25 protein-coding genes and 1 pseudogene are annotated in these 24,649 nt (G+C 74.7%); 14 read left to right on the top strand and 12 right to left on the bottom strand.

Annotation, left to right across the window (positions count from 1 at the left end):
* Positions 1 to 113: 113 nt before the first annotated feature.
* Positions 114 to 503 carry an SCO5389 family protein gene (locus ACFV8H_RS32120; RefSeq protein WP_380407015.1) on the bottom strand — a complete coding sequence of 130 codons (390 nt, stop codon included), beginning with the start codon at positions 501 to 503 and terminating at the stop codon, positions 114 to 116.
* A 107-nt stretch (positions 504 to 610) separates the two neighbouring features.
* Complete coding sequence (locus ACFV8H_RS32115; RefSeq protein ID WP_380407013.1) at positions 611 to 2,155, bottom strand: MFS transporter; 1,545 nt, start codon at positions 2,153 to 2,155, stop codon at positions 611 to 613.
* A gap of 299 nt (positions 2,156 to 2,454) precedes the next feature.
* Between ACFV8H_RS32115 and ACFV8H_RS32110 the strand changes: the two genes are divergently transcribed.
* A complete protein-coding gene (locus ACFV8H_RS32110; RefSeq protein WP_380407011.1) occupies positions 2,455 to 4,092 on the top strand; it encodes a molybdopterin-dependent oxidoreductase in 1,638 nt (545 codons plus the stop codon).
* Positions 4,093 to 4,205: 113 nt separating this feature from the next.
* On the top strand, positions 4,206 to 4,856 hold the full coding sequence (locus tag ACFV8H_RS32105) for a fasciclin domain-containing protein (RefSeq protein WP_380407009.1): 651 nt from the start codon (positions 4,206 to 4,208) through the stop codon (positions 4,854 to 4,856).
* 93 nt (positions 4,857 to 4,949) lie between these two features.
* Here ACFV8H_RS32105 and ACFV8H_RS32100 read toward each other — a convergent pair whose 3' ends face one another.
* Positions 4,950 to 5,381: an SRPBCC family protein gene (locus ACFV8H_RS32100; protein WP_380407007.1), complete on the bottom strand. Its 432-nt coding sequence runs from the start codon at positions 5,379 to 5,381 to the stop codon at positions 4,950 to 4,952.
* A gap of 117 nt (positions 5,382 to 5,498) precedes the next feature.
* The gene (locus ACFV8H_RS32095) at positions 5,499 to 6,158 is read right to left on the bottom strand and encodes an alpha/beta fold hydrolase (RefSeq protein ID WP_380407005.1); all 660 of its coding nucleotides are present in this window, start codon (positions 6,156 to 6,158) and stop codon (positions 5,499 to 5,501) included.
* Between the two features lie 218 nt (positions 6,159 to 6,376).
* Between ACFV8H_RS32095 and ACFV8H_RS32090 the strand changes: the two genes are divergently transcribed.
* Both ACFV8H_RS32090 and ACFV8H_RS32085 read left to right on the top strand, forming a co-directional pair.
* A complete protein-coding gene (locus tag ACFV8H_RS32090) occupies positions 6,377 to 7,627 on the top strand; it encodes an NAD(P)/FAD-dependent oxidoreductase (RefSeq protein WP_380407033.1) in 1,251 nt (416 codons plus the stop codon).
* Complete coding sequence (locus tag ACFV8H_RS32085; protein WP_380407003.1) at positions 7,624 to 8,322, top strand: UBP-type zinc finger domain-containing protein; 699 nt, start codon at positions 7,624 to 7,626, stop codon at positions 8,320 to 8,322. Before ACFV8H_RS32090 ends, ACFV8H_RS32085 begins: the two co-directional genes overlap by 4 nt.
* Before the next feature lie 48 nt (positions 8,323 to 8,370).
* Here the strand turns inward: ACFV8H_RS32085 and ACFV8H_RS32080 are convergent, their stop codons facing one another.
* The gene (locus tag ACFV8H_RS32080; protein ID WP_380407001.1) at positions 8,371 to 8,934 is read right to left on the bottom strand and encodes a YbaK/EbsC family protein; all 564 of its coding nucleotides are present in this window, start codon (positions 8,932 to 8,934) and stop codon (positions 8,371 to 8,373) included.
* A 243-nt stretch (positions 8,935 to 9,177) separates the two neighbouring features.
* Between ACFV8H_RS32080 and ACFV8H_RS32075 the strand changes: the two genes are divergently transcribed.
* The 5 genes from ACFV8H_RS32075 to ACFV8H_RS32055 all read left to right on the top strand — a co-directional run bounded on the left by ACFV8H_RS32075 (position 9,178) and on the right by ACFV8H_RS32055 (position 14,325).
* The gene (locus tag ACFV8H_RS32075; RefSeq protein WP_380406999.1) at positions 9,178 to 9,987 is read left to right on the top strand and encodes a YhjD/YihY/BrkB family envelope integrity protein; all 810 of its coding nucleotides are present in this window, start codon (positions 9,178 to 9,180) and stop codon (positions 9,985 to 9,987) included.
* A gap of 108 nt (positions 9,988 to 10,095) precedes the next feature.
* The gene (locus ACFV8H_RS32070) at positions 10,096 to 11,424 is read left to right on the top strand and encodes an NAD(P)/FAD-dependent oxidoreductase (RefSeq protein WP_380406997.1); all 1,329 of its coding nucleotides are present in this window, start codon (positions 10,096 to 10,098) and stop codon (positions 11,422 to 11,424) included.
* Positions 11,421 to 12,170 (top strand): DUF1365 domain-containing protein, encoded by a 750-nt coding sequence (locus tag ACFV8H_RS32065; RefSeq protein WP_380406996.1) that lies wholly within the window; start codon positions 11,421 to 11,423, stop codon positions 12,168 to 12,170. The genes ACFV8H_RS32070 and ACFV8H_RS32065 overlap by 4 nt, the downstream gene beginning before the upstream one ends.
* The gene (locus ACFV8H_RS32060) at positions 12,167 to 13,525 is read left to right on the top strand and encodes a class I SAM-dependent methyltransferase (RefSeq protein WP_380406994.1); all 1,359 of its coding nucleotides are present in this window, start codon (positions 12,167 to 12,169) and stop codon (positions 13,523 to 13,525) included. The genes ACFV8H_RS32065 and ACFV8H_RS32060 overlap by 4 nt, the downstream gene beginning before the upstream one ends.
* The gene (locus tag ACFV8H_RS32055) at positions 13,522 to 14,325 is read left to right on the top strand and encodes a DUF1295 domain-containing protein (RefSeq protein WP_380406993.1); all 804 of its coding nucleotides are present in this window, start codon (positions 13,522 to 13,524) and stop codon (positions 14,323 to 14,325) included. The genes ACFV8H_RS32060 and ACFV8H_RS32055 overlap by 4 nt, the downstream gene beginning before the upstream one ends.
* 71 nt (positions 14,326 to 14,396) lie before the next feature.
* Here the strand turns inward: ACFV8H_RS32055 and ACFV8H_RS32050 are convergent, their stop codons facing one another.
* Together ACFV8H_RS32050 and ACFV8H_RS32045 are read right to left on the bottom strand one after the other, a co-directional pair.
* On the bottom strand, positions 14,397 to 14,723 hold the full coding sequence (locus tag ACFV8H_RS32050; RefSeq protein WP_380406991.1) for a nuclear transport factor 2 family protein: 327 nt from the start codon (positions 14,721 to 14,723) through the stop codon (positions 14,397 to 14,399).
* A gap of 32 nt (positions 14,724 to 14,755) precedes the next feature.
* Complete coding sequence (locus ACFV8H_RS32045) at positions 14,756 to 15,940, bottom strand: M20 family metallopeptidase (protein WP_380406989.1); 1,185 nt, start codon at positions 15,938 to 15,940, stop codon at positions 14,756 to 14,758.
* Between the two features lie 165 nt (positions 15,941 to 16,105).
* On the opposite strand from ACFV8H_RS32045, the gene ACFV8H_RS32040 reads away from it, so the two are divergent.
* Positions 16,106 to 17,137 carry an Lrp/AsnC family transcriptional regulator gene (locus ACFV8H_RS32040; protein WP_380406987.1) on the top strand — a complete coding sequence of 344 codons (1,032 nt, stop codon included), beginning with the start codon at positions 16,106 to 16,108 and terminating at the stop codon, positions 17,135 to 17,137.
* Positions 17,138 to 17,432: 295 nt separating this feature from the next.
* Here the strand turns inward: ACFV8H_RS32040 and ACFV8H_RS32035 are convergent, their stop codons facing one another.
* From ACFV8H_RS32035 to sigK, 3 genes are all read right to left on the bottom strand, one after another.
* Positions 17,433 to 17,795: a hypothetical protein gene (locus tag ACFV8H_RS32035; protein WP_380406985.1), complete on the bottom strand. Its 363-nt coding sequence runs from the start codon at positions 17,793 to 17,795 to the stop codon at positions 17,433 to 17,435.
* Positions 17,796 to 17,951: 156 nt separating this feature from the next.
* Positions 17,952 to 18,701 carry an anti-sigma factor domain-containing protein gene (locus ACFV8H_RS32030; protein WP_380406983.1) on the bottom strand — a complete coding sequence of 250 codons (750 nt, stop codon included), beginning with the start codon at positions 18,699 to 18,701 and terminating at the stop codon, positions 17,952 to 17,954.
* Positions 18,698 to 19,282: an ECF RNA polymerase sigma factor SigK gene (gene sigK / locus ACFV8H_RS32025; RefSeq protein ID WP_380406981.1), complete on the bottom strand. Its 585-nt coding sequence runs from the start codon at positions 19,280 to 19,282 to the stop codon at positions 18,698 to 18,700. Before sigK ends, ACFV8H_RS32030 begins: the two co-directional genes overlap by 4 nt.
* A 310-nt stretch (positions 19,283 to 19,592) precedes the next feature.
* Between sigK and ACFV8H_RS32020 the strand changes: the two genes are divergently transcribed.
* Positions 19,593 to 19,823, top strand: coding sequence for a hypothetical protein (locus ACFV8H_RS32020; RefSeq protein WP_380406979.1), 231 nt, complete (start codon positions 19,593 to 19,595; stop codon positions 19,821 to 19,823).
* On the opposite strand, the gene ACFV8H_RS32015 is transcribed toward ACFV8H_RS32020, so the two are convergent.
* Positions 19,798 to 20,781, bottom strand: a complete 984-nt coding sequence (locus ACFV8H_RS32015) for an Lrp/AsnC family transcriptional regulator (protein WP_380406977.1) — start codon at positions 20,779 to 20,781, stop codon at positions 19,798 to 19,800. The genes ACFV8H_RS32020 and ACFV8H_RS32015 overlap by 26 nt on opposite strands.
* 157 nt (positions 20,782 to 20,938) lie before the next feature.
* On the opposite strand from ACFV8H_RS32015, the gene ACFV8H_RS32010 reads away from it, so the two are divergent.
* Positions 20,939 to 22,420: an FAD-dependent monooxygenase gene (locus ACFV8H_RS32010; protein ID WP_380406975.1), complete on the top strand. Its 1,482-nt coding sequence runs from the start codon at positions 20,939 to 20,941 to the stop codon at positions 22,418 to 22,420.
* Positions 22,421 to 22,476: 56 nt separating this feature from the next.
* On the opposite strand, the pseudogene cynR reads toward ACFV8H_RS32010, so the two are convergent.
* Positions 22,477 to 23,342, bottom strand: a pseudogene (gene cynR / locus ACFV8H_RS32005) (transcriptional regulator CynR).
* A gap of 126 nt (positions 23,343 to 23,468) precedes the next feature.
* On the opposite strand from cynR, the gene ACFV8H_RS32000 reads away from it, so the two are divergent.
* Complete coding sequence (locus ACFV8H_RS32000; protein ID WP_380406974.1) at positions 23,469 to 24,065, top strand: carbonic anhydrase; 597 nt, start codon at positions 23,469 to 23,471, stop codon at positions 24,063 to 24,065.
* 71 nt (positions 24,066 to 24,136) lie between these two features.
* Positions 24,137 to 24,607 carry a cyanase gene (cynS, locus tag ACFV8H_RS31995; RefSeq protein ID WP_380406972.1) on the top strand — a complete coding sequence of 157 codons (471 nt, stop codon included), beginning with the start codon at positions 24,137 to 24,139 and terminating at the stop codon, positions 24,605 to 24,607.
* Positions 24,608 to 24,649 lie beyond the last annotated feature (42 nt).

Genomic DNA, 24,649 nt, shown 5'->3' with positions numbered 1-24,649 from the left:
GATCCGGACAACGGGCCGTAACGCGGGGCAACACGGCGCAACGGGCGCCGGTGCGTCGCGGGACGGGCGCCCACCCGGGGAGCGGGTGGGCGCCCGTTCCGGCCGCGCGCCGGTCAGCAGCTGCGCAGCTCCGGGCTCTGGTTGCGGATCTGGTTGTGCAGCGAGGTGAACTCGCGGTACGCCGCGCTGTCCTCGGAGCCGGGCCGGAAGGCGCCGACGCGGTGGCAGTTGACGAAGGCGAGCTTCACGCCGAAGTGCTCCTCCAGGCTGCCGCGGATGGCGTTGCTGGCCAGGGCGCGCAGCAGTTGGGCCCGCTGCTCGTCGCTGGGGGTGGTGTTGTCGGTGGTGAACTCGGCCTCGCCGTCGGAGAGTTCGGTGCTGAGCCCGGCGACGACCTGGTAGGCGTACGGGAGCGAGGCGCGGACGGTGTCGAGGAAGTCGGCCTGGTCGACGCGGCCGTCGCGGGCCTGGTCGAGCAGGGCGGGGGAGACGTCGAGCGACATGGGGGTCCTCTTTCGCGGGGGCGCGCCCGGGGGCACGCACGGGGAAATGGTTAACGAAGATGAAAACCATGTGCGCTAAGGACTGTCCTGGACGCCCCGACGCCCTGTCAAGTACCGCCCCCCGAAGGGCTGACGTCCGATGCCGCCGGCGCCGGCCGCACCTTGATGACGAACACCGCGATGACGACGGCCAGCGCCGCGAAGACCAGGCCCATCTGGAAGGCGCTGGTGATGCCGTGCACCAGGACGTTCGAGGAGTACGGCGCCGGGAGCGTGCCGGTCGCCCTGAACCGGAGGGCCTGCTGCGGGGTGGCCTGCCGCAGGAACGCCCCGACCTGCTGCCGGGCCTCGTTGCGGCTGGCCGTGCCGTACACCGTGACCAGGATCGAGAGCCCGAGCGAACCGCCCACCTGCTGCATGGCGTTGAGGCTGCCGGTGGCCGCCCCGGTCTCGTGCGGGGCCACGTGCGAGACGACGGTGAGCATCACCGGGACGAAGATCGAGCCCATCCCGAAGCCGAACAGCAGCGTCGGCCCGAGGATCCCGCCGACGTAGGTGCTGTGGATGTCGATCCGGGTCGCCCAGAACACCCCGCTGAGGACCAGCGCCGACCCGGCGACCAGGAAGGGCTTCGGGCCCCACCGGATCTGGTTGCGCGCCGCGAACTGGGCGGCGCCGACGATGGCCACGCTGATCGGCAGGAAGGCGAACCCGGCCCGCAGCGGGCTGAACCCGAGGATCTCCTGCACGAACAGGGTGATGAAGAAGAAGATGCTGAACATCGTCGCGGCCACGCACAGCATCAGCCCGTACGCGCCGGAGCGGTTGCGGTCGCGCAGCAGGTGCAGCGGGGTGATCGGCTGCGGGACCCGCCGCTCGTTGACGACGAACGCGGACAGCAGCACCACCGCGAGGGCGAAGGAGGTGAGGGTGACGGCGTCCGTCCAGCCGTGGTCGGAGGCCCGGATGAAGCCGTACACCAGGGAGACCATGCCCGCCGTGGCGGTGAACGCGCCGGGCAGGTCGAAGCGCCCGGGGTGGCGTTCGGACTCGTTGATGTAGAGCGGCGCCAACAGGGCGATCGCGATGCCGATCGGCACATTGACGAACAGCACCCACCGCCAGGACAGCCAGGAGGTCAGCATGCCGCCGAGCAGCAGGCCCACCGCCCCGCCCGCACCGGCCACGGCCGAGTAGACGCCGAAGGCCCGGTTGCGCTCCGGGCCCTCCTTGAAGTTGGTGGCGATCAGGGCCAGCGCGGTGGGCGAGGCGATCGCCCCGCCCACGCCCTGCAACGCCCGGGCCGCCAGCAGCCAGGACGAGGACTGGGCGACGCCGCCGAGCAGCGAGGCGAAGCTGAACACCAGCACGCCGACGATGAACACCCGCCGGCGCCCGAGGATGTCGCCCGCCCGCCCGCCGAGCAGCAGCAGCCCGCCGAAGGTCAGCGTGTAGGCGTTGATCACCCAGGACAGGTTGGTGGTGGAGAAGCTCAGGGCCTGCTGGATGTGCGGCAGGGCGATGTTCACGATCGTGATGTCCAGGACCACCATCAGCTGGGTGGCCGCGATGACGGTGAGGGCTATCCCCGGGTGCTGGCCGCGTCGTGCGGACGCGGGAGGGGCGAGCGCCAGGGAGCGCGAGGTTGCCATGGCAGGGTCCCCCAATGGCGTGGGGTCGAACGAGGATGAGTGAACGGAGTCCGTTCGCTACCACCGACCGTAGCCCCGGGGAGATAGGGAACACAACCGTTCATTACCGACAACCGTCTGTTTTCGGACGGTGGCGCGCGGTGCCCACCGGGGTCGGGCGGAGTCGTGGTGGGCCCGCGATTCGGCGCGGGTGGGCGTGCCGCCGTTGGTGCCTCGTCAACCGGTTCGGCCGGGGTCACCCTTCGGGGTGATCCGGAAGTGGCACCCATCCGGGCCCTGGCGGCCGCCGAATGGCGGGTGTGAACACCAACGCAGCCCCGCCCCCGCCACCTTCGGTCCGACGCTGGACGCGACTGGCGCGTGCTGGTGCGGCCGCGGCGGCCGGGGTGGCCGCGGCGGTGGCCGCGCTCGGGGCGGGCGAACTGGTCGCCGCCGTGACCGGACCTGACGGTGCGCCGGTCATCGCGGTCGGCTCGACGGCGATCGACCTGACGCCGACTCCGTTGAAGGAGTACGCCGTTCGCACCTTCGGCACCCAGGACAAGGCGGTGCTGCTCGGCGGAATCCTCCTGACGACGGCGCTGCTCGCCGCTCTCACCGGCTGGCTGTCCGCCCGCCGTCCAAGGAGCGGAGCGACGGTCTTCGCGGCCTTCGGCCTGCTGGGTGCCTGGGCCGCTCTCTCCCGGTCCGGGGCGGGCGCCGCGGACGCCGCACCCGCCCTTGCGTCGGGTGCGGTCGGCGCGCTCACCGTCCTCGGCCTGTCGCGCATGAACCGGGCGGCCGCGCCCCCGGCGCGTACGAGCGCGCCGACCGCGTCTTCGGACGACGACCCCGCGCAGCAGGAGCAACCCGCCCCGCCCCAGCACACCGGCCGCCGGGCCCTGCTGGCCGCCACCGGCGCGACGATCACCGCCGGCGCACTCGCCGGTGTCGGCGGCCGGGTCCTGGCGGACCGCCGCTACGACATCGGGGCACTGCGCGCGGCCGTCCGGATCCCACCCGCCGCCCGACCGCTGCCGCCACCGCCCACCGCGGTGCGGCCCGAGGTCCCGGGCCTGTCCCCGTTCGTCACCCCGAACGCGGACTTCTACCGGGTGGACACCGCCCTCACCCTCCCCCGCATCGATCCCCGACGCTGGGCCCTGCGCATCCGGGGCCTCGTCGACCACCCGCTCCTGCTCACCTTCGACGACCTCCTGCACGAGCCGCTGGAGGAACTGGACCACACGCTGACCTGCGTCTCCAACGAGGTCGGCGGCCCCTACGCCGGCACCACCCGCTGGCTCGGCGCCTCCCTCCCGGCCCTACTGCGCCGGGCCGGGGTGCGCCCCGGGGCCGACCAACTGGTCGGCCGCTCCCAGGACGGCATGACCATCGGCACACCACTGGAGTCGGTCCTCGACGGCCGGCGCGCGCTGCTGGCGGTCGCGATGAACGGCGAGGCCCTGCCCGTCGCCCACGGCTTCCCCTGCCGCAGCGTCGTCCCCGGCTTCTACGGCTACGCCTCCGCCACCAAATGGCTCGTCGATCTGGACGTCACCACCTTCGCCGCGTACGACCCGTACTGGGTGCGCCGGGGCTGGGACCGCACCGGCGCGGTCCGCACCGCCTCGCGGATCGAGGTCCCGGCGCCGTTCGCCCGGGTCCCCGCGGGCGAGGTCACGGTGGCCGGAACCGCCTGGGCGACGCACCGGGGGATCGCCGCCGTCGAGGTCCGCGTCGACGGCGGCCCCTGGCAGCAGGCGCGGCTCGCCGACGACGCCGGCCCGGACCTGTGGCGGCAATGGACCCACAGCTGGGCCGGTGCCAGACCAGGCACCCACCGGATCGAGGTCCGTGCGACCGATGCCGACGGCGCCGTCCAGACCGAGGAGCGGGCCGCCCCCTTCCCGTCCGGCGCCACCGGCTGGCACAGCGTCGTCGTCACCGTCACCTGAGAGCCCCGACCGGCCCGCCCGGCAACCACCAGACCACCTTCATGTCACCGGCACCCGCCGGTGCGGTCCGCCCGAAGGGCCGACCGTTCCACCCCCGCAAGGAGATCCCTTCCATGAACGTCACCGCCCCGCGCCGCAACGCGGTCACCGCGCTCCTCGCCGCGACCGCGCTCGCCCTCGGCCTCGGGGCCTGCAGCAGCGGCTCCGGATCGTCCTCCGCCGCCAAGGCCCCCGCCGCCGCGCCGTCCTCGGCCGCCGCCCCCGCGACGGCGGCCGGCGCCGCCGTGAGCGACCAGCCGTTCGGGACGGCCTGCGGCGCCGTGCCCAAGGACGGCGCCGGGTCCTTCACCGGCATGGCCAAGGACCCGGTCGCCACCGCCGCCTCCAACAACCCGCTGCTGTCCACCCTGGTGGCCGCCGTCAAGCAGGCCGGGCTCGTCGACACCCTCAACTCCGCGCAGAACATCACGGTGTTCGCGCCGACCAACGACGCCTTCGCCAAGATCCCCAAGGCCACCCTGGACGCCGTCCTCGCCGACAAGGAGAAGCTCACCAAGATCCTCACCTACCACGTCGCCCCCCAGCGCCTCGCCCCCAGCGACCTCACCGGCGCGCACAAGACCCTGGAGACCGGCAACGTCACGGTCACCGGTGCCAGCCCCGACTTCACCGTCAACGGCGACGCCAAGGTCCTGTGCGGCAACGTCCAGACCGCCAATGCCACGGTGTACATCGTCGACACCGTCCTGATGCCCACCTCCTGACCCGTTCCGGCCGCGTCCCGCCGGTAGCCCCCGCTCACCAGGGGGGCTACCGGCGGGCCCGGAAGGGACACGGGTCGGGCCCGTGACCAGCGGTCACGGGCCCGCCAGTACGACGGGCAGGCGCGCCGCCACCGCGTCCGCGAGGCGCTCGAACTCCGCCCGCAGGAACGGAGCGGCGAGACGGGCCAGGCCGTTGAACCGCAGCGACGCTCGGTAGCGCACGACCGTGCCCGGGGCGGACGCCCGGACGGTGATGTCGTCCGTGGCCGTGACGGTGCGGTTGCGTCCGACGAACACCAGCCGGTCCGGGCCGTAGTGCTCCAGGGAGTAGCGGAGTTCGGTGCGCCGCCCCCGGAACCGCGAGACGTTGCGCCAGCACGCCCCCTCCGCCACCGGGCCGGAGTCCAGGCGCGTGCAGCTCTCGGTACCCGGATCCCACTGCGGCGTGTGCCCGAAGTCGGCCAGGTAGCGCAGGACTTCCCCGGGCGGACGGTCGACGAACACGGTGCGCTCCACACTGATCATCAGGTCTCCCATCGAGTTTCGAGGTGTGCCGAGAGCCCGCCGCCCGTGCGTCCGCCACCCGGTTGTTCGGTGCCGGCGGGGTTGCGAAGGGCTCTACGGAGGGGTCTACGGAGGGGTCTACGGAGGGGGCCACGATCCCGGTGCCTTCGCGCCGCCCAGGACCGTGGCCGCGAACTCCGCGGTCAGCCGGTGCCAGTCGCGTGCGCCGCGCACCATCGTGTGACCGCCCCGGGTCATGAGGACGGCCTCGACGACGGCCCCCGCGGCCGCGGCTCGATGGGCGAACTCCCAGGCCAGGGCGGCCGAGGTGACGCGGTCCGCCGCGTCGTGCAGGACGAGCACCCGCCGGCCGTCCAGCTGGTCCACCGGATCGCCGGGCGGGCACCACGGGGCCAGCGCGACCACCCCGACCACCGAGGGGCGGCCGGCGGCGGCCAGGGCGGCCCTGGCGCCCATGGAGTGGCCGACCAGCAGCAGCGGAGCCCCCGGAACGAGTTCCGCCAGCTCGTCCAGCGCGGCCCGTGCGTCGGTCACGGGATCGGCGCGGGCCCCGTTCCAGCCGCGGTGGCGGTAGCGCACGGACGCGACGACGGCACGGGGGAGGGGGCGGCGCAGGGCCCGGGCGAACAGCGCCATGCGCAGGGCCGGCAGGTTCGCGCGACGAGGCGGTGCGAGGCCGTCCGAGCGGCCGCCCGGCAGCAGGAGCACCCCGGCGTCGGGCACGTCGGGCACGTCGGGCCGGTAGTGGATCTGTAGCTGCTCCCAGGAGCGCGGCATGGGTCCTCCCGTTCGCCGCCGGGTGCGCGGGTGCACCGGGCATTCGTTGCCGCGCGCCGTGCCGGATTGCCGGACCGCCGGATCCAATCCGTTCGGCCACCGGGCTCCGAAAAGAGGACGGCCGATGGCGCACCCCCGCGCCCGACGGCACCCCCGCGCCCGGCGGGCCACCACGGCCCGCGGTGCGGCCCGTACCCGACAGGAAGCCGGTGAGCAGGATGCGAGGAGAGGCAGCGGCGGAAGTGGTCGTGGTCGGCGCGGGCCTGGCCGGTCTGGCCTGCGCGATGGACCTGACCGAGGCCGGACGGGACGTCCTGGTCGTGGAGGCCGCCGACGAGGTGGGCGGACGGATGCGCACCCACGTGGTCCGGGGCTTCCGCCTCGACCGCGGCTTCCAGGTGTTCAACACCGCCTACCCGCAGGTCAGGCGGCGGCTGGAGCTGGGCGCGCTGGGGCTGCGCCCGTTCACCCCCGGGTTCCTGCTGGCCGACGCCCGGGGCGCGCGCCGGGTGGTCGATCCCACCAGGCGCCCGGGCCAGGCCGGTGACCTGCTGCCCGGCAGGCTGCTGCCGCTGCGCGACCTGGCCGCACTGGGGCTGCTGGCGGCGGGGGACGCGGCGCTGCCCGCCGCCCTGCTCAAGCGCCTGCCGGAGACCGGCACCGGCCGCGCGCTGCGCCGGGCCGGGGTGTCGCGCCGCACCGTCGACGAGGTGCTCGGCCCGTTCCTGGCCGGGGTGTTCCTGGAGGAGGGGCTGGACACCTCCAGCCGGCTGTTCCACCTGGTGTGGCGCAGCATGCTGCGCGGGAGCCTGTGCCTGCCGCAGGACGGCATCGGGGCGGTGCCGCGGCAGTTGGCGGCCCGGCTGCCGACGGCCCGACTGGTGTGCGGCACCCGGGTGGAACGGGTGGCGGCCGGCGGGGTGGCGCTCGCGGACGGCCCGGTCCTGCGGACCCGCGCGGTCGTGGTGGCGACCGGGATGGCGCAGGCCACCCGGCTGCTGCCGGGCCTGGAAGTGCCGGCGGCGCGGGCGGTGACGACCTTCTACCACGCGGCGCCGGTCAGCCCCCTGCCCGAGCCGACGCTGGTCGTGGACGCGGACCGGCAGGTGCTGAACACGGTGGTGCTGTCGGAGGTCGTCCCCGGCTGCTCACCGGACGGGCGGGCGCTGGTGTCGACCTCGGTCCTGGGAACGGACGCGGACGAGCGGGCGGCCCGGGTCCGGGCCGGCGCGCTGTACGGGGCGGACACCTCGGCCTGGGAGCAGCTGGAGGAGTACCGGATCGCCGAGGCGCTCCCGGCCGGACCGGCGCCGCTCCTGCTCAGCCGCACCACCCGGTTCGCGCCGGGGCGCTACGTGTGCGGGGACCACCGGGCCACCGGCTCGGTGCAGGGGGCACTCGCCTCGGGCGCCCGGGCGGCCCGGGAGGTGCTGGCCGACCTGGCCGGGCCGGGAACCCGGCCGGCATGAACGACCGGCGCGCATGGCGTGTCGCGGTCGACCCGGGCCTGGTCGTCCAGCACACCTGCGACCACCTGGACGGGCTCCGGGAGGCCCCCGCCAACCCCGTCCCGGGCTGCGAGGAGTGCCTGCGGACCGGCCGGACCTGGGTGCACCTACGGGCCTGTCTGAGCTGCGGACACGTCGGCTGCTGCGACAGCTCACCCGGGCAGCACGCCCACCACCACGCCCGCACCACCGACGGGCACCACATCGCCCGTTCCCTCCGGCCCGGCGACGACTGGGCCTGGTGCTACACCGACGAGGTGTTCCTGCACCCCGCCCGCCCCGCCGGGCCGCCGCCAGGCGCTGCCCGCCGCGGAAGGCTCGGTGGTGATCGGTCCACCGTCGGCCCACCCCCGGAGGTGGGCCCGGGAGGGATGATCGAGGCTCAGGGCATGGGATCGATCATTGTGCTCTTCGAGCTGGAATCCGACGGGGCCATCGGCGCGGAGGGTGTCGAACCCGCCGTGTTCGCGGTGCACGCCGCCGGGGCCGATCCCGATGTTCCGGAGGATCCGCAGCCGTACACGCTGTGCGGGGTGGAGACCGGACCGATGGAGCACGCCCACTACCGGCCGACCCGGCCCGGGGATCCCTGGTACCCGCCCGTGCTCGCCGACCGGCGGTGCCAGGAGTGCGAGCGGGCCCTGCGCACGCTGTGATCGTGGTGCTGCGATCGGGGCGCTGGGAGGGCGTGGCGGTGCGGGCTCTCAGGTGGCCAGGCCTGCCAGCACCTCGGCGCCCGGGAGCCGGGCCAGGGCCCAACCGGGGAGGATGAGCTTGCCCCGGCGTCGGCCGCTGCCGATCAGGACGGCGTCGGCCGCGGCCACCGCCTCGTCGATGAGCAGTGGCCAGGTGCCGGGCAGGCCGACGGGGGTGATGCCGCCGTACTCCATGCCGGTCAGGTCGACCGCGGTGTCCATCGGTGCGAACGACGCCTTCCGCGCTCCCAGGTGGGTACGGACGGCCTTGTTCACGTCCACCCGGGTGGTGGCGAGGGCGAGGCAGGCGGCCAGGGTGACCTCCCCGCCGCGTTTGGCCGCGACCACCACGCAGTTCGCGGAGAGCTCCGGCGGTACCGCGTAGAACTCGCAGAACACCGCCGTGTCCGCCTTCTCGGGGTCGGTGTCCACGTACAGCACGGACTCGGCTGCCTCCCGTGCGTCCCAGTTCTTGAGGGCGTCGGCCACGGGGGCGGCGAGCTCCTCGCAGACCTCCAGCGCCGGGAGGACGGCCGTGAAGTTTCCGAACGGAGGGTGCACCGGATCGCTCATGGGGGGACTGTAGCGCGGGCGGCGGCGGGCACCGCCGGGTAACCCCGCCCCTGCTCCGGTACACCGACGGCCCGGTCGAGCGCCGGGGCGGCCCGTCGGTGGCATCCTGACGGGATGCGCCAACGGGTGCCGAGAACAGCGGGCACCAGGAACGACGGGTGCCGAGATCAGCGGGTGCCGTGAACAGGGAGGATCCAGTGCGCCTGAACCGACCGTCGCCGCCCGCTGCCCCGGGCGGCTGAGGTGTCCCGTCGCGGCCGGGCCGAACCGCCCGTCCGTACCTGGTGGCAGCTGGCGCGGCTGGTGGCCCGGAGCGTGTGGGAACAGGGCCGTACGGTCGAACTGCTCCAGCGCTCGATGGCCTTCGCCGCGCTGTTCTTCGTGACCCTCGTCCCGCTGCTGATCGTCATCGCCGCCGCCTTCCCGGCGCGCGGCACCGGGATCGCCGAGTGGATCACGGACGGCCTGGGCCTGTCCGGACAGGGCGCCGCCGCCGTGCACCGGCTCTTCGTCTCCCGGGGCCAGGTGCTCAGCACCACCACGGGCTTCGGCCTCGCCGCGCTGGCCGTCTTCGGGGTCTCGCTGATGGCCGCGATCCAGGGGGTCTACGAACGCATCTGGGAGCTCGACCGCGGGCCGTGGCACACCGTCTGGCGCCAGACCCTCGGGCTGGCCGCACTGACCGGCTACATCGTGGTCGCCGCCCTGAGCGGCACGCCGTGGCGCCACTCGGCCGTCCAACCGACCGTCCGGATCGCCGCGACGACCGTCGGCGGCATCCTGCTGTTCTGGTGGCTCCAGCGCCTGCTGCTCGCCGGACGCGTCCCGGCCAGGGACCTGCTGCCGGGAGCCGTCGCCACCATGGTGGCGCTGGCCGGGCTCCGGCTCTTCTCCCGGCTGGTCTTCGCGCCCCTGCTGGTGTCCAACGCCGTCTCCTACGGGACGGTGGGCACGGTGCTGATCGTCCAGTCCTGGCTGATCGGCGTCGGCTACACCGTGTACGCCGGCGCGCTGGCCGGCCGCGTCCTGGTCCAGGCCCGCCGCACGCCGTAGCGCCGAGCGGACCGCCGCCGACCAATCCGGGCCGCCGCCGGCTCCGAACAACGGGTGCAGACCACCGACAGGGCCGCAGGCGCGCGCCCTGGGCAGAGAGGGGCCCTCGTGACGACGGTCGACACCACCTCCGGACGGTTCCGGGTGACGCGCGGCGGGCCGCCCGGCCGACGGGTGGCGGTGGTGGGGGCCGGTGTCGCCGGACTCACGGCCGCGTACGAGCTGTCGCGCTCCGGGGTGGAGGTGGAGCTGTTCGAGGCCGACGGGCGGCTCGGCGGGCACGCCCACACCCAGCGGGCCACCGGGCCGGACGGCCGTGAACTGGCCCTGGACACCGGCTTCCTGGTGCACAACGAGCGCACGTACCCGCACCTGGTCCGGATGTTCGCCGAACTCGGCGTCCGCACCCAGGACAGCGAGATGAGCATGTCCGTGCGCTGCGACGGCTGCGGCCTGGAGTACGCCGGTGCGCGCGGGCCGGCCGGGCTGTTCGCCCGCCCCGACGCCGTGGTGCGCGGCCGGTACCTGCGGATGCTCGCCGAGGTGCCGCGCTTCCACCGGCTCGCCCGCCGGCTCCTCGCCGACCCGGCGGCGGGCGACCCGAGCCTGCGGGAGTTCCTCGCCGCCGGGCGGTTCGCGCCGTACTTCGTCAACCACTTCATGACCCCGCTGGTCTCCGCCGTGTGGTCCTGCGCCCCCGACCTTGCGGGCGACTACCCGGCCCGGTACCTGTTCGCCTTCCTCGACAACCACGGCCTGCTCGGGGTGACCGGCTCGCCGACCTGGCGCACCGTCGTCGGCGGCTCCCGCAGCTACGTCGATCGGATCGCCGAGCGGCTCGGCGCCGTCCACCGCTCCGCCCCCGTCCGGCTGGTGCGCCGGCACCCCGACGGCGTCACCGTGGTCTCCGGGAACGGGCGCCGCACCGAGACCGACGCCGTGGTCATCGCCACCCACGCCGACCAGGCCCTGCAACTGCTCGCCGACCCGACCGACGCCGAACTGGAGGTCCTCGGCGCCTTCGGCTACTCGCGCAACCCCACCGTGCTGCACCGCGACCCCTCCGTACTGCCCCGGGCCCGCTCGGCGCGCGGATCGTGGAACTACCGGATGCCGCACTGCACCGCCCCCGCCGACCGCGTGCGGGTCAGCTACCACCTCAACCGGCTGCTGCGCCTGGACACCGCCGAGGACTACCTGGTCACCCTCAACGAGGACCGCCAGCACCCGATCCCGGAGGAACTGGTCGTCTCCCGCACCGTCTACGAGCACCCGGTGTACACCGCCCGGACCGTCGCCGCCCAGCGCCGGCTGCCCGAACTCACCACCGGCCGCACCGCGTTCGCCGGCGCCTACCACGGCTGGGGCTTCCACGAGGACGGCTGCCGCTCCGGCGTCGAGGCGGCCCGGGCCCTGCTGGGGGCGGTCGCGCCGTGAACCCCCTCCCCGGCCCCTGGGGCGCCGTGCTCTACGAGACCCGGACCACCCACGTCCGCGCCGCACCCCGACGGGTCTTCCGCCACCGCGGCTACCTCTGGCTGGTCGACCCGGACCACCTGCCGCCGATCCCGTGGCCGCTGCGCCCGCTGGCCGCCTTCCGGGCCCGCGACCACGCGATCGACCGCACGGAAAGTGACATGACGATACGTCAGGACCTGGAGCACTTCCTGGCCGGCCACGGCGTACGGCTCGGCGACGGCCGCGTCCTGATGCTGACCCAGGCCCGCTCCCTCGGGCACGTGTTCAACCCGCTGACCGTCTACTGGTGCCACGACCCGCAGGGCCGGGTGCGCTGCGCCGTCGCCGAGGTGCACAACACCTACGGCGGCCGGCACCGGTACCTGCTCCACCCGGACGCGGCCGGCCGGGCCGGGACGCCCAAGGAGTTCCACGTCTCCCCGTTCTTCCCGGTCGACGGCCACTACCGGATGTCCCTGCCCCCGCCGGGCGAACGCCTCGACCTCACCGTCCGGCTCGACCGGCCGGACGGCCACGCGTTCACCGCCACCGTGCACGGCACCGCCCGCCCGGCCGGCCCCCGCACCCTGCTGCGGGCGGCACTCCGGCACCCGTTCGCGACCTGGGCCGTCAGCCTGCACATCCGCTACCAGGGCATCCGGCTGTGGCTGCGCGGCCTGCCCGTCCACCCGGACCCGGCCACGGAAGAGGTGCCCACCGCATGACCAGCACCACCCAGACCAGCACGACCCAGTGGAGTGCCACCGCGCCGAGCACCACCGCGCCGACCGCCCCCGCCCGGCCGACCCCCGTCGTCGACCCCGCCCGCTGGCCGGACGTCGCCCGGGTGCCGCACGCCCCGCTGCGCGCCGCGATCGCCGCACGCGTGCTGCGCCGGGCCGCCGCCCGGCAGGGCATCCGGCTCGAACTTCCGGGCATGAAAGACGAGTTGGATCCAGGCCCCGACGCCCCGGTGCTGCGCCTGCACCACCCGAAGGCCTTCCTGCACCGCCTCGGCACCGGCGGCCTGATCGGCTTCGGCGAGTCCTACCAGGCCGGTGACTGGGACAGCCCCGACCCCGTCGCGCTGCTCACCGCCCTGGCCGCCGCCCCCGAAGCCCTGGTGCCCAGGGGCACCCGGTGGCTGCGCCGGTTCTACGTCCGGCGCCCGCCCCGCGCGGAGCTGTCCACCCCCGGCAACGCCCGGCGCAACATCCACCGCCACTACGACCTCTCCAACGAGCTGTTCGCGCTCTTCCTCGACCCGACCATGACCTACTCCGCCGGCCTCTTCCCCGACGCCCCGGGCGCCCGGCCGACCGCGACCAGGGAAGGCCTGCCCGCCGCGCAGCACCGCAAGATCGACCGGCTGCTCGACCTCGCCGCCGTCGGCCCCGGCACCCGGCTGCTGGAGATCGGCACCGGCTGGGGCGAACTCGCCGTCCGCGCCGCCGCCCGCGGCGCCCGGGTGGTCAGCCTCACCCTCTCCGAGGAGCAACTCGCGCTCGCCCGCCGCCGGATCGCCGACGCCGGACAGGCCGACCGGGCCGAGGTCCGGCTCTGCGACTACCGCTCGGCCCGGGGCCGGTACGACGCGGTGGTCAGCGTGGAGATGATCGAGGCCGTCGGCCGCCCGTTCTGGCCCGAGTACTTCGCCACCCTCGACCGGGTCCTCGCCCCCGGCGGCCGGATCGCCCTCCAGGCCATCACCATGCCCCACGACCGGATGCTCGCCAGCAGCCGCACCTACACCTGGATCCTCAAGTACGTGTTCCCCGGCGGCCAGATCCCCTCGCTGCGGGCGATCACCGACACCGCCGCCCGCACCGGACTGCGGGTGGACCGCGCCGACGCCTACGGCCCGCACTACGCCGAGACCCTGCGGCTGTGGCGCGAGCGCTTCACCGAACGGTGGCCGGAGGCCGCCGCCCTCGGCTTCGACGAGGTGTTCCGCCGCACCTGGGAGCTCTACCTCGGCTACTCCGAAGCCGGCTTCCGCACCGGCTACCTGAACGTGCACCAGCTGCTGCTGACCCGCGACGGCGGCACCGTGCCGGGCCCGTACGGGGCGCGGGCGTGAACGCCGCGGCCTTCGGCCTCAACCTCGCCGCCACCGCCGGTGTCGCCCTCGCCGTCATGCTCGCCGCCTTCGCCGTCGGCCTGCGCTCCGGGCGGTACCGGGGCGTCGACGTCGCCTGGGGCCTGGCCTTCGCCGCGATCGCGCTGACCGGCCTGGCACTGTCCGCCGGGCACGGCGACACCGGGCGCCGAGTGCTGGTCACCGTCCTCGTCACGATGTGGGGCGTACGGCTCTCCGTCCACCTGTGGTGGCGCGCCCGGGGCGCCCCCGAGGACCCGCGCTACGCCCGGATGCTCGCCCGCGCACCCGCCGGCCCGGCCCGCACCCGGTACGCGCTGCGGATCGTCTTCCTGCTCCAGGCGGCCATCGTCTGGTTCGTCTCGCTGCCCGTCCAGGCCGCCCAGTACCTGCCCGGCCCGCCCGGGGCGCTCGCCTGGGCGGGCACCGCGGTGTGGGCGGTCGGACTCGCCTTCGAGACCGTCGGGGACGGGCAGTTGGCACGGTTCAAGGCCGACCCCGGCAACCGGGGCCGGATCATGGACCGCGGCCTGTGGCGCTACACCCGCCACCCCAACTACTTCGGCGACGCCTGCGTCTGGTGGGGCCTCTTCCTGCTCGGCGCCGACAGCCCGACCGGCTGGGCGTTCGTGCTCAGCCCGCTGCTGATGACGTACCTGCTGGCCTTCGGCAGCGGAAAGCCCATGCTGGAACGGCACTTGGGGGCCGACCGCCCCGGCTGGGCCGAGTACACCGCCCGCACCAGCGGCTTCCTCCCGCTGCCGCCGCGCCCTCGTCGGTAGGCTCCGTCCGGCCCGAAACCCCGGTGGGTTCTGGCAGCCGTCGCCGGTGGCCGCGTACGGGAGTGTGCTGCTCAGCCGAGGAAGTCGACGCGGTCGATCAGGTCTTCGCGCACCCGGTAGGCCACCAGGGTGCGGATCGGATCGTCGGCCAGGCCGTGGGCGAGTTCTTGGTCGACCACCCAGTCGCCTTCGCTGAGCCGCCCCACGATCTCCGCCCGGCAGCGGCCCTTGGCGAATTGGCCGGTGTAGTGGTCACGCAGGGCTTGACGGCCCTGCAGTTGGCTGCCGTCACGCCGTTGGACGACGACGTCCTGGGCATAGGTGGCGGCGAAGGCGTCGATGTTGTGGCTGTTGTAGGCGGCGAGCTGCTGCTCGACCACGTCGCGCGGTTCGGTCATGTGCTTGATCGTTCTTTCCTTGGTGTACGGGTTCAGGCTGCGAGGCGGCGGGTGGCGAGTTCGGCGTAGAGCGCGGCTCCGTCGGGGAGCACCGCGTCGTCGAACTGCGCGTAGGGCGAGTGGTTGGGCGGCAGGTTGTCGGGGTCGGTTCCCTTCGGGGCGGCGCCGAGATACGCGAACGAGCCTGGAACGGCGTCGAGTACCCGGGAGAAGTCCTCCGCTGCGGTGACCGGGTTCGGCAGCGTCCGGAAGCGCTCCTCGCCGAAGACCTCCCGGACGGTGTCCGCCAGGAAGTCGGTCTCGGCCCCGTCGTTCACGGTCACCGGGTACCCGCGAATGTACTCGACCTCCGCCCGCAGGCCGTGGGCGGCCGCGACGGCCCGGACCAGCTCCACCACGTGGTCGGCGACCTTGGACTGCGCCTCGGCGGAGAAGGTGCGCACGGTCGCCTCGAAGTGGGCGGTCTCGGGGATCACGTTGCGCTGGGTGCCGGCCTGGAGGAGCCCGACGGTGATCACCACTGGATCGAACACGTCGAAGCGGCGGGTCACCATGGTCTGCAGGGCGGTGACCATCTCGCAGGCCGCCGGGATGGGGTCCTTGGCCCGATGCGGTGCCGAGCCGTGGCCGCCCGCACCGTGGACGGTGACGTGCAGCGCACTGGAGGAGGCGAGTATCGGTCCGCGCCGGGAGCTGAACTCCCCGTGCGTCATGGCCGACACCACGTGCAGGGCGTAGGCGGCGACCGGGCGCCTGCCTGCCGCGTCCAGCACCCCCTCGGCCAGCATGGCGCCCGCGCCGTCGAAGCCCTCCTCGCCGGGCTGGAACATGAAGACCACGTCGCCGTGGAGCTGCTTCCGCCGCCCGGCGAGCAGGTGCGCGGCACCCGCGAGCATGGCGGTATGCAGATCGTGCCCGCAGGCGTGCATGGCACCGTTGTCGGCGGCGAACGCCAGCGGGGCCTTCTCGGCGACCGGCAGAGCGTCCATGTCGCCGCGCAACAGCACCGCCGGCCCCGGTCGGCCGCCGCGCAGTACCGCGGTGACCGAGCTCAGCGCGGAGCCCTGGCTCACCTCCAGCGGCAGTCCGTCCAGGGCCTGCAGCACCCGCTCCTGGGTACGCGGCAGAGCCAGGCCCAGCTCGGGGAACCGGTGCAGGTCGTGGCGGAGCCGGACCAGGTCCGGGGCCAGGGCGAGAGCGTCGTCGTGCAGGGACACTGGTACCTCCATCGAACCCGCGTGTGGCGGGAACTTGTGCAGAGCGATCTTGATCCGTGATTCTGGATCTCGCGGCGGGAGTTTCCCGCGATTTCGCAGGATCGCGCCATGAGGAGGCCCTCCAGTGAACGAATCCACCGGCAGTCGACGGTGACCGGCGCCGATGTGACAGTGGATGAGCTGGACCTCGCCTTGGTGAACGCGCTGCAGCTGCGGCCCCGGGCGCCCTGGTCGCTGCTCGGTCAGGCCCTCGGGATCAGCCCGGTCACCGCGGCCCGCCGCTGGCGACGGCTCTCGGAAGCCGGGATCGCCTGGGTGACCGCCTACGGTCTGCCGCACCCCGAGGACCGCGGGTGCGTCGCCTACCTCGACCTCGACTGCGCTCCCGGCCGGCTCCGGCAGATCGCCGACGACCTGGCCGAGGACCCGCACGTGATGAGCATCGAACACCACTCCCAGGGCTGCGACCTCGTCGTCACCGCGGCCTTCACCGATCTGGCGACGGTCTCCCGGTACACCACCGAACGGCTTGGCCGACTCCCCGGGGTCGACGCCGTCCGGGTCCACCTGGCGACCGGCTTCTACGCCGAGGGGAAGCGCTGGCGACTGGACTCACTGGACCCCGCCCAGCGCGTGGAGCTGCACGACGATCACCCGGCAGGCAATGGGCCACCGTCCGGAGTACGAGCGGAAGTCCGCGCAGAAGACCGGGAGTTGCTCATCAGACTGGGCGTCGACGGCCGCCTCGACCAAGCCGAGCTGGCCGCCGCCACCGGACTCAGCCACTCCACACTGCGCCGCCGCCTCGACCGGCTGGCCACCTCCGACGCGATCCGCTTCCGCTGCGAGATCGCCGCCCGCGACGCCGGCCGGCCGGTCCTGGCGACCTTCCGGGCCGACCTTCCCCCGGACCGGCTCGACGAGATCGGCCCCCAGCTCGCCAGACTCCCCGAGATCCGGCTGTGCGTGGCCGTCACCGGCATGCACAACCTCATCCTTTCCGTCTGGCAGCGCTCCCTCGCCGACGTCCAGCGGCTGGAAACCGCACTCGCCCGCAGGTTCCCCGACCTGCGGCTGGCCGAGCGCCGCGTTTCGCTGCGCACCGTGAAACGGATGGGCCGGATCCTGGACGCACACGGACGCGCGATCCGCGCCGTTCCGATGGACATCTGGCGAGACCCCGTTCCGGCCTTCTAGCGGCCATTCAGGCCGGCCCGTGCGCGGGAAACGTCTTGAACGGCATGGGAACACCCCGGCCGGGGAGAGGGCATAGGCCAAGGTCAGGGGATTCCGTCGGATGGCCGACTGGGAGGGCGCGGGCCTCAAGCTCGGCGACCCGGGCGGGGTGTACCTGTTCGAGTGCCGCACCTGCCCGGGCCGCCCGTTCACCCACCGCTACGACAGCTGACCCGCTCGCAGCTGAACCCGTCCGCAGCCGAACCGGCGCGCAGCCGAACCGGCCCGCCGGTGTCGGGGCCCGTCCGGTGGGCCGTCAGTCCCGGGCCACCCGCAGGGCCCAGAGCACCAGCGGCACCTGGAGCGGCACCCGGGCGACGGCCGCCGCCCGCAGCGGGGCCGGCCGGGTGCGCCAGTCGCGGGCCATCCGCACGTTCGCCGGGAGCACCGCCGTGAACAGGGCGGCCGCGGCCAGGGCCCCGGCGCGCCGGGTGCGGGGGTGGGCGACGGCCGCGCCGACGGCGAGCTCGGCCAGTCCGCTGAGGTGGGTCCAGTCCCGCGGGCGGCCCGGCAGGGCGCGCGGGACGATCGCGTCGAAGGGGCGCGGCACGGCGAAGTGCGCCACCCCGGCGCCCAGCAGGAGGCCGCTCAGCAGACGGGCGGATCGTTCGGCGGACATGCTGCTCCCGGGGAGTGCGAGTCGGTGGCGCCGCGGTCGGCCGACCGGGGTTACCGGATGGTAACCGCTGGGCGGCCGGGCGCGGCAGGCCCCGAACCGGTTCGGGGGCCGGTTCGGAGCCGGCCCGGGAACACGGGGTGGGGAGGGTGTGCGGGGTCAGCCGAAGGACAGCAGCATCACCGGGGCCGAACTCGGGTGCGCCGAGCCGCCCGCCGGTTCGACCGTCACGCCGATGCCGCTGGCCCCGTCCAGCGGCCCGGACAGCAGCAGCGCCCCGTCGCCGCCCGGCAGCAGTCCGGCCGGACGCATCGTCCCGGCGTCGTTGAACCACAGCTGGTAGGTGCTGCCCGCGCCCGGCGCCGGCATCCCGGAGGCCAGGAACGCGGCCCGGTCGCGGCTGGGCGACCACACCACCGTCCCCACGCCCGCCCCGCCCGCCGCGGCCCCGGTGGCGGTGCGGGCGTCGGGCGCGGCGAGCAGGCCCGCGACGTGGTCCTGCGCCTGCTGGAGCGCGGTGGCGCGGGCCCGGGCCCGGTCGGCCTCCTGGTGCTGCTGGACGGCGACGCCCCCGGCGCCGACCGCCAGGGCCAGGCAGGCGGCGAGCGCCAGTCGCGGCAGGCCGCGGCGCAGTAGCCCGGGCCGGCGGGCGTCCACGGCGGGGGGAGCGGTGCGCGGGGCCTCCTGGCGGAGGGTGGGCAGCGCGGCCAGCACCCTCGCCTTGAGGGCCTCCGGCGGGACGACGGAGTCCGCGGCGCCGAGCCTGGCCAGGGTCGCGGCGAACTCCGCGACCTCCAGGGCGCAGGCCGGGCAGCCGGCCAGGTGGCGCTCGAACTCGGCGCTCTCGGCCGGGTCCAGCGCGTGGGTGGCGTAGGCGCCGGTCAGGGTGTGCAGGTCGGTGACGGTCATGCCCCCACCCCCAGGCAGTCGCGCAGGCGGATCAGTCCGTCGCGCATCCGGGTCTTGATCGTGCCCAGCGGTGCGCCGAGGACCTCGGCCACCTGGGGGTAGGTGTAGCCGCGGTAGTAGGCGAGTGTCAACGCCTCCCGCTGCAGTTCGGTCAGCGTCCTCATGCAGCGCCGTACCTGTTCGCGCTCCAGCCGGCCCTCGACCTGCTCGGCGACCTCGTCGAACACCGGGGTGTGGGCGGCGGCGGCCGCCCGCTGGTCGCGGTCGGCGGCGGCCTGCGCGGCCCGGACCCGGTCCACCGCGCGCCGGTGGGCGATGGTCAGCACCCAGGGCATGACCTCGCCGCGTTCGGCCCGGTAGCGGGCGGCGGTGCGCCACACCTCCAGCAGCACCTCCTGGGCCACCTCCTCGGACTGCGCCGGGTCCCGCAGCACCCGGCGCACCAGGCCCAGCACCGGGCCGGTCACCGCGTCGTACAGGCGGGAGAAGGCGTCCTGGTCGCCCCGGGCGACCCGGGCGACGAGTTCCCGCAGGTTCGGGCCGGGCAGGGCCGGCCCGGACAGGTGCACGACGGCGCTCATCCGGCCGCTCCTGCGGTTCGGCGGGCGGGCGGCGGGCCGCACGGGCGGAGGGCGGGCATCACGGGCCTCCCGGGTCGTGGCCGGAGTGGAGCCCCGGCCGGGTGGACAGTACGGCTGACACCCGGTCTTCGGTGCGGGCGGCGCGCCGGATTGGTCCGGGATCGCCCCGGCGCGGCGGAGCCGCCCCGATCCGTCGGGGACGCCCCCAATCCGTCCGGGGGCGGGCGACGAATCCCTGAGCGGAAGGCGGTCCGCCCGGCCCGGGTCGGCCCGCGAGACCCCCCTTCGGTACGAGCGGAGGCTTCCCGCCATGGCTCCCACCCGCCTCGCAAGGCCCCCCGACGGTCGCCGCGACGACCTGGTGGCGCGGATCGTGCGCGCCGTCTCCGAGGGCGACGGCGCCGCCGTGGACGTGCTCCTGGCGGTGCTGGAGGCCGTCGCGGACGAACCGACCCTGCGCCGGCTGTCCGCGGAGCTGCGCCACCTGGCGCTGCCACCGACCACCCGGCCGGGCCCTACCTCCGGTTCGCGGCCTGCTTGACGGTCCTGATCGACGGCGCCGTCTCGACGTGGCCGACCGCCGGGAGCGCGGCCACCCTGGTGGTCAGGTAGCGGTACAGCGCGCGCCGGTCCGCGCACACCACGGTGGCGTACAGATTGGTCGGCCCGGTGGTGGCGCAGGCGAAGGCGACCTCCGGGTGCCCGGCCAGCGCCCGGCCCGCCTCCTCCAGGTACGGGGGAGCGACCGAGATCCACAGCAGGGTGCGGGTGCCGACACCGAGCAGGCGCGGGTCGCAGTCGATGTCCAGGTAGAGCACCCCGCGTTCGCGCAGCTCCGCCATCCGGCGCCGGACGGTCGTGGGTGACCGGCCGGTGGCGGCGGCCAGCTCCTCGAACCCGGCCCGGCCGTCCGTTTCGAGGGCGGCGAGCAGCCGGCGGTCGCCGTCGTCCAGCCGCACCGGTCCGAGCGGGTGGGCCGGCGCGGTCGGCGGGGGCGGCGGGGGCGGGCGCAGGGCCGCGACGGTGGCTCCGTCCAGCGGGCCGAGCTTGGCAATGAGGCTGTCCGGGCCGCCGTAGAAGGAGTGCAGCACCGAGTGTGCGCTCACCCCCTCGACCCGCGGGGTGCGGGGGAGCCGGGCCAGCAGCAGGGCCTCGCTGTCGGCCTCGGTCTCGGCCCGGACGGTGCAGGTGATCTCGGTGCCGCCGGAGGTCAGGCTGACCCAGGAGGTGTCGGGGCGGCGGGCCAGCGCCTCGGCGACCGCGACCGCGGCGGCGGGCGCGCAGCGCACCCGCAGCAGCCACAGTTCGGCGCCCAGCGCGAGCGGGTCGACCCCGCCGAGCACCCGCACCGCGCCGGTCGAGCGCAGCCTGGCGTACCGGCGGGCGACGGTGCGGTCCGACACCCCGAGGGCGGCGGCGATGGCGCTGAACGGGGCCCGGCCGTCGATCTGCAGGGCGTGGACGAGGCGGCGGTCCAGCTCGTCGTAGTCGGATTCCACCGTGCCGAGGGTAGCCGGTGTCGGATTCCGTCACCATCGCGCCGGTCACTGGGCCAACGGCCCCTGGTGGAGCGAGCGTTGACCCCGTCAACGGAACCCGGCCGGTCGCGGGACGACGCGCCGGGCGGAACCACCCGAGGGACCGAGGAGAAGCACCATGGACACCGAGGTACTCGTCGTCGGAGCCGGCCCGACCGGCCTGACGGCGGCCAACGAACTGCTGCTGGCGGGCGTGTCGACCGTACTCGTCGACCGCCTGCCCGGGCGCAGCACCCTCTCCAGGGCGGGCGGCGTGCAGACCCGCACCCTGGAACTGCTCGACCAGCGCGGCCTGCTGGACCCGCTGCTGGCCGGCGGGGACCACCCGGCCGGCGGGAGCCACTTCGCCGGCATCCCGCTGCCGGACGCCCCCGCCGACGCCCCCGGGCCGGGCGCGTTCCGCCCGCGCCGGCCCTGGCGCTCCGTCCCCCAGGTCGTGCTGGAGGCCTTCCTGGAGGAGCACCTCGCCGGGCAGGGCCTCACGGTCCGGCGCGACCACGAGCTGGTCGCCCTCGCCCAGGACGAGGAGGCCGTCACCGCGACCTTCGCCGACGGCCGGGTGCTCCGGGCCCGCCACCTGGTCGCCGCCGACGGCGGCCACAGCACCGTACGGTCCCTGCTCAAGGCCGAATTCCCGGGCCGGGCAGGCACCGTGACCACGATCGCCGCGGACGTCCGGCTGAGCGGCGCCGACGACCTGCCCACCCACCACCGCAGCCCGGACGGCCACTGGACGGGGATCTTCCCGCTCGGCACCGACGGGCGGGGCCGCCCGCTGCGCCGCCTCGCCATGGGCGGGCCGGGCCGCTCGCTGCCCAGGGACGTCCCGATCACCGAGGAGGAGATCCGCGAGGGCCTGCGGGCCGTGTTCGGCGAGCGGGTGCAGCTGCTCGAACTGTGCCACGCCCGCCGCATCACCGACGCGGCCCGGCAGGTCGCCCGCTACCGGCACGGGCGGGTGTTCCTGGCCGGCGACGCGGCCCACGTCCACCTCCCGCTCGGCGCCCAGGGCATGAACGGGGGGATGCAGGACGCCTTCAACCTCGGCTGGAAGCTCGGCGCCGCGGTCCGGGGCTGGGCGCCCGAGGGCCTGCTCGACAGCTACCACACCGAACGCCACCAGACCGGGACGACCGTGCTGCGCAACGTCCAGGCGCAGGGCCTGCTGATGGACTGGGCGGGCAGCCGCGACCCGGATGTGCTGGCCACCCGGGACCTCTTCACCGAGCTGATCGCCCTGCCGGAGGTCCACCGCCGGCTGAGCGAGGTGATGTCCGGAACGGCCACCCGCTACCCGATGCCGGACACCGGCCCCCACCCGCTGCTCGGCGGGCCGGTGCCGGACGCCGACCTCGGCCCGGTGCGGCTGCACCAACTCCTGCGCTCCGGCCGGGGTGTGCTGCTCGACCCGCAGGGCGCCCTCGCCGAGGCCCTCGCCCCCTGGTCCGACCGGGTGGACCGGGTGGACCGGTTCGACGGGGGAGCGCCCGTCGAACCGATGCTGATCCGCCCGGACGGCCACGTCTGCTGGGTGGGCACCCCGGAAACCCTCCGGCCGTCCCTCACCCGCTGGTTCGGCGCCCCGCACCGAGCGAATTGACGTATCGTCAAATTCGTTGCGCCCCCGTACCGTTCCAGGTGCGGGGGCGATCCGGTTCACCCGGTCGGCGGTGGCGGGTAGCCGCGGGCGCGGACCAGGTCGTGCACGAGTTCGGTGAAGGCCCCGGCGGCGGCGCTCCGGTAGGCCTCGGCGCGGTGCAGCAGGGCGACGGTGCGGGTGGGGAGGGGCGGTTCGAGCGGGACGCGGGCGAGCCGCGGGTGGTCGTGGGTGACGGCGTCCGGGAGTACGGTGGCGAGCGGGGTGCGCTGGACGATCTCGGTGAGGGCCTGGACGGAGTTGGCCTCGACCGCGATCCGCGGGCTGACGCCGTGCCGGGCCAGGTAGTCGTCGATGTGGCCGCGGGTGGCGAAGTCGCCGCTGAGCAGGGCCAGTCGGCGGTCGGCGAGCTCCCGCACGGGAAGGGCTGCGCGGGCGGGCGGGTCGTCGCCGGCGCGGGTGACCAGGGTGAGGTGCTCGGTGAACAGGGCGGTGGCGGTGATGCCGGGCAGGTGGGGCCCGTGGAAGGCGATGCCGAGGTCGAACTCGTCCGTGAGCAGACCGGATTCGATGCGGTCCTGGCTGGTCTCCCGGACGGTCAGGGCGATGCCGGGGTGCCGGGTGTGGAGCTCGGCGGCGAGCGGGCCGACGAGGTAGGCGGTGAAGGTCGGGGTGACGGCCAGGCGCAGCCGCCCGCGCGAAAGGTCCCGGACGTCGTGGACGGCGCGTACGCCTGGCCGGCGTCGGTGAGGCGCACGGTGCGGCCGGTGCGGTCCAGCAGCTGGGCGCCCAGGGTCCGTTCGAGCTGCTTGACCTGCTGGGACAGCGTCGGCTGGGAGATGTGCAGCTCCTCGGCGGCACGGGTGAAGTTGCCGTGGTCGGCCACGGCGAGCAGATAGCGCAGATGGCGCAGTTCCAGGGCCATGGACCGCACTATAGACCCCATCGATGGGCATCATCGGTAACAGCTCTTGGACGCTATAGCCCCAGGTCGTGCACTGTGGATCTCGCCAGGCCGCACCGGCCCGGCACCACGAGAGGGAGTGACCCCATGCGTGACTTCGCCGAGGGCATCGCGCACTTCCAGCGGGACGTGTTCCCCGCAAAGGAGGAGCTCTTCGCCCGGCTCGCCACCGACCACAGCCCGCACACGCTGTTCATCGGCTGCTCCGACGCCCGCGTCGTGCCGGAGCTGATCACCGGCTCGGACCCGGGTGAGCTGTTCGTGATCCGCACCGCGGGCAACCTGGTGCCCGCCTACACCCCCGGGGCCGACGGCGTCACCGCGAGCATCGAGTACGCCGTCGCCGCCCTGGGCGTCCGGGACGTCGTGGTCTGCGGGCACTCCGGATGCGGTGCGATGACCGCCCTCGCCCACGGCCACGACCTCAGCGGAGCCCCGGCCGTCGCCGACTGGTTGCGGCTCGCCGACGCCTCGGTGGCGCGCACCGCCACCGCCGGGGACGTCCCGGCCCTGGTGCGGCAGAACGTGCTCGCCCAACTGGCGAACCTGGCCACCCACCCGTCCGTCGCCCGCGCCCTGAGCGCGCGGGCACTCACCCTGCGCGGCTGGGTCTTCGACATCGCCACCGGCGGCGTCGAGGACCTCACCGCCACCACCGGCCGGGCTGCCGCACTCGCCGCCTGACCGACCCCCAGCCCCCGGAGCGTCCCCGCGGCGCCACCCGGAACCCCACCGACCACGAGAAGGAACCTCCCATGGTGCACGCCCAGTTCGACCCCACCGCCCGCCAGCTGCTCGCCGTCGCCGCCGTCGAGGCCAAGACCCGCAAGGACCTCACCTGGCAGCAGATCGCCGACGTCTCCGGCCTGTCGGTGGCCTTCACCACCGCCGCCGTCCTCGGCCAGCACGCCCTGCCGAAGGAGGCCGCCGAGGCCGTCACCGAAATCCTGGGCCTGGACGCCGACGCGGCCGTGCTGCTGCAGACCATCCCCACCCGCGGCTCGATCCCCGGCGGCATCCCCACCGACCCGACCATCTACCGCTTCTACGAGATGCTCCAGGTCTACGGCACCACCCTCAAGGCCCTCGTCCACGAGCAGTTCGGCGACGGCATCATCTCCGCGATCAACTTCAAGCTCGACGTGCGCAAGGTCGCCGACCCCGAGGGCGGCGAGCGCGCCGTCATCACCCTGGACGGCAAGTACCTGCCGACCAAGCCGTTCTGACCCACCCCTCTTCCCCCGCGGCGGGGCGGCGCCACCATCCGC

Origin of the sequence: Kitasatospora sp. NPDC059827 (genome assembly GCF_042731675.1) — a bacterium.
In the GTDB taxonomy this organism is placed as follows: domain Bacteria; phylum Actinomycetota; class Actinomycetes; order Streptomycetales; family Streptomycetaceae; genus Kitasatospora.
Note: the sequence above shows the minus strand (reverse complement) of the source record. Positions and strands in the feature narration are given on the sequence as shown.

Bases quoted from the DNA above. Each gene is read 5' to 3' on its own strand.
- ACFV8H_RS32080 (WP_380407001.1), bottom strand. From the start codon at position 8,934: ATGAGCGATCCGGTGCACCCTCCGTTCGGAAACTTCACGGCCGTCCTC.
- ACFV8H_RS32115 (WP_380407013.1), bottom strand. From the start codon at position 2,155: ATGGCAACCTCGCGCTCCCTGGCGCTCGCCCCTCCCGCGTCCGCACGA.
- ACFV8H_RS32095 (WP_380407005.1), bottom strand. From the start codon at position 6,158: ATGCCGCGCTCCTGGGAGCAGCTACAGATCCACTACCGGCCCGACGTG.
- ACFV8H_RS32000 (WP_380406974.1), top strand. From the start codon at position 23,469: ATGCGTGACTTCGCCGAGGGCATCGCGCACTTCCAGCGGGACGTGTTC.
- ACFV8H_RS32050 (WP_380406991.1), bottom strand. From the start codon at position 14,723: ATGACCGAACCGCGCGACGTGGTCGAGCAGCAGCTCGCCGCCTACAAC.
- ACFV8H_RS32085 (WP_380407003.1), top strand. From the start codon at position 7,624: ATGAACGACCGGCGCGCATGGCGTGTCGCGGTCGACCCGGGCCTGGTC.
- sigK (WP_380406981.1), bottom strand. From the start codon at position 19,282: ATGAGCGCCGTCGTGCACCTGTCCGGGCCGGCCCTGCCCGGCCCGAAC.
- cynS (WP_380406972.1), top strand. From the start codon at position 24,137: ATGGTGCACGCCCAGTTCGACCCCACCGCCCGCCAGCTGCTCGCCGTC.
- ACFV8H_RS32010 (WP_380406975.1), top strand. From the start codon at position 20,939: ATGGACACCGAGGTACTCGTCGTCGGAGCCGGCCCGACCGGCCTGACG.
- ACFV8H_RS32090 (WP_380407033.1), top strand. From the start codon at position 6,377: ATGCGAGGAGAGGCAGCGGCGGAAGTGGTCGTGGTCGGCGCGGGCCTG.
- ACFV8H_RS32020 (WP_380406979.1), top strand. From the start codon at position 19,593: ATGGCTCCCACCCGCCTCGCAAGGCCCCCCGACGGTCGCCGCGACGAC.
- ACFV8H_RS32030 (WP_380406983.1), bottom strand. From the start codon at position 18,701: ATGACCGTCACCGACCTGCACACCCTGACCGGCGCCTACGCCACCCAC.
- ACFV8H_RS32105 (WP_380407009.1), top strand. From the start codon at position 4,206: ATGAACGTCACCGCCCCGCGCCGCAACGCGGTCACCGCGCTCCTCGCC.
- ACFV8H_RS32120 (WP_380407015.1), bottom strand. From the start codon at position 503: ATGTCGCTCGACGTCTCCCCCGCCCTGCTCGACCAGGCCCGCGACGGC.
- ACFV8H_RS32060 (WP_380406994.1), top strand. From the start codon at position 12,167: ATGACCAGCACCACCCAGACCAGCACGACCCAGTGGAGTGCCACCGCG.
- ACFV8H_RS32100 (WP_380407007.1), bottom strand. From the start codon at position 5,381: ATGATCAGTGTGGAGCGCACCGTGTTCGTCGACCGTCCGCCCGGGGAA.
- ACFV8H_RS32035 (WP_380406985.1), bottom strand. From the start codon at position 17,795: ATGTCCGCCGAACGATCCGCCCGTCTGCTGAGCGGCCTCCTGCTGGGC.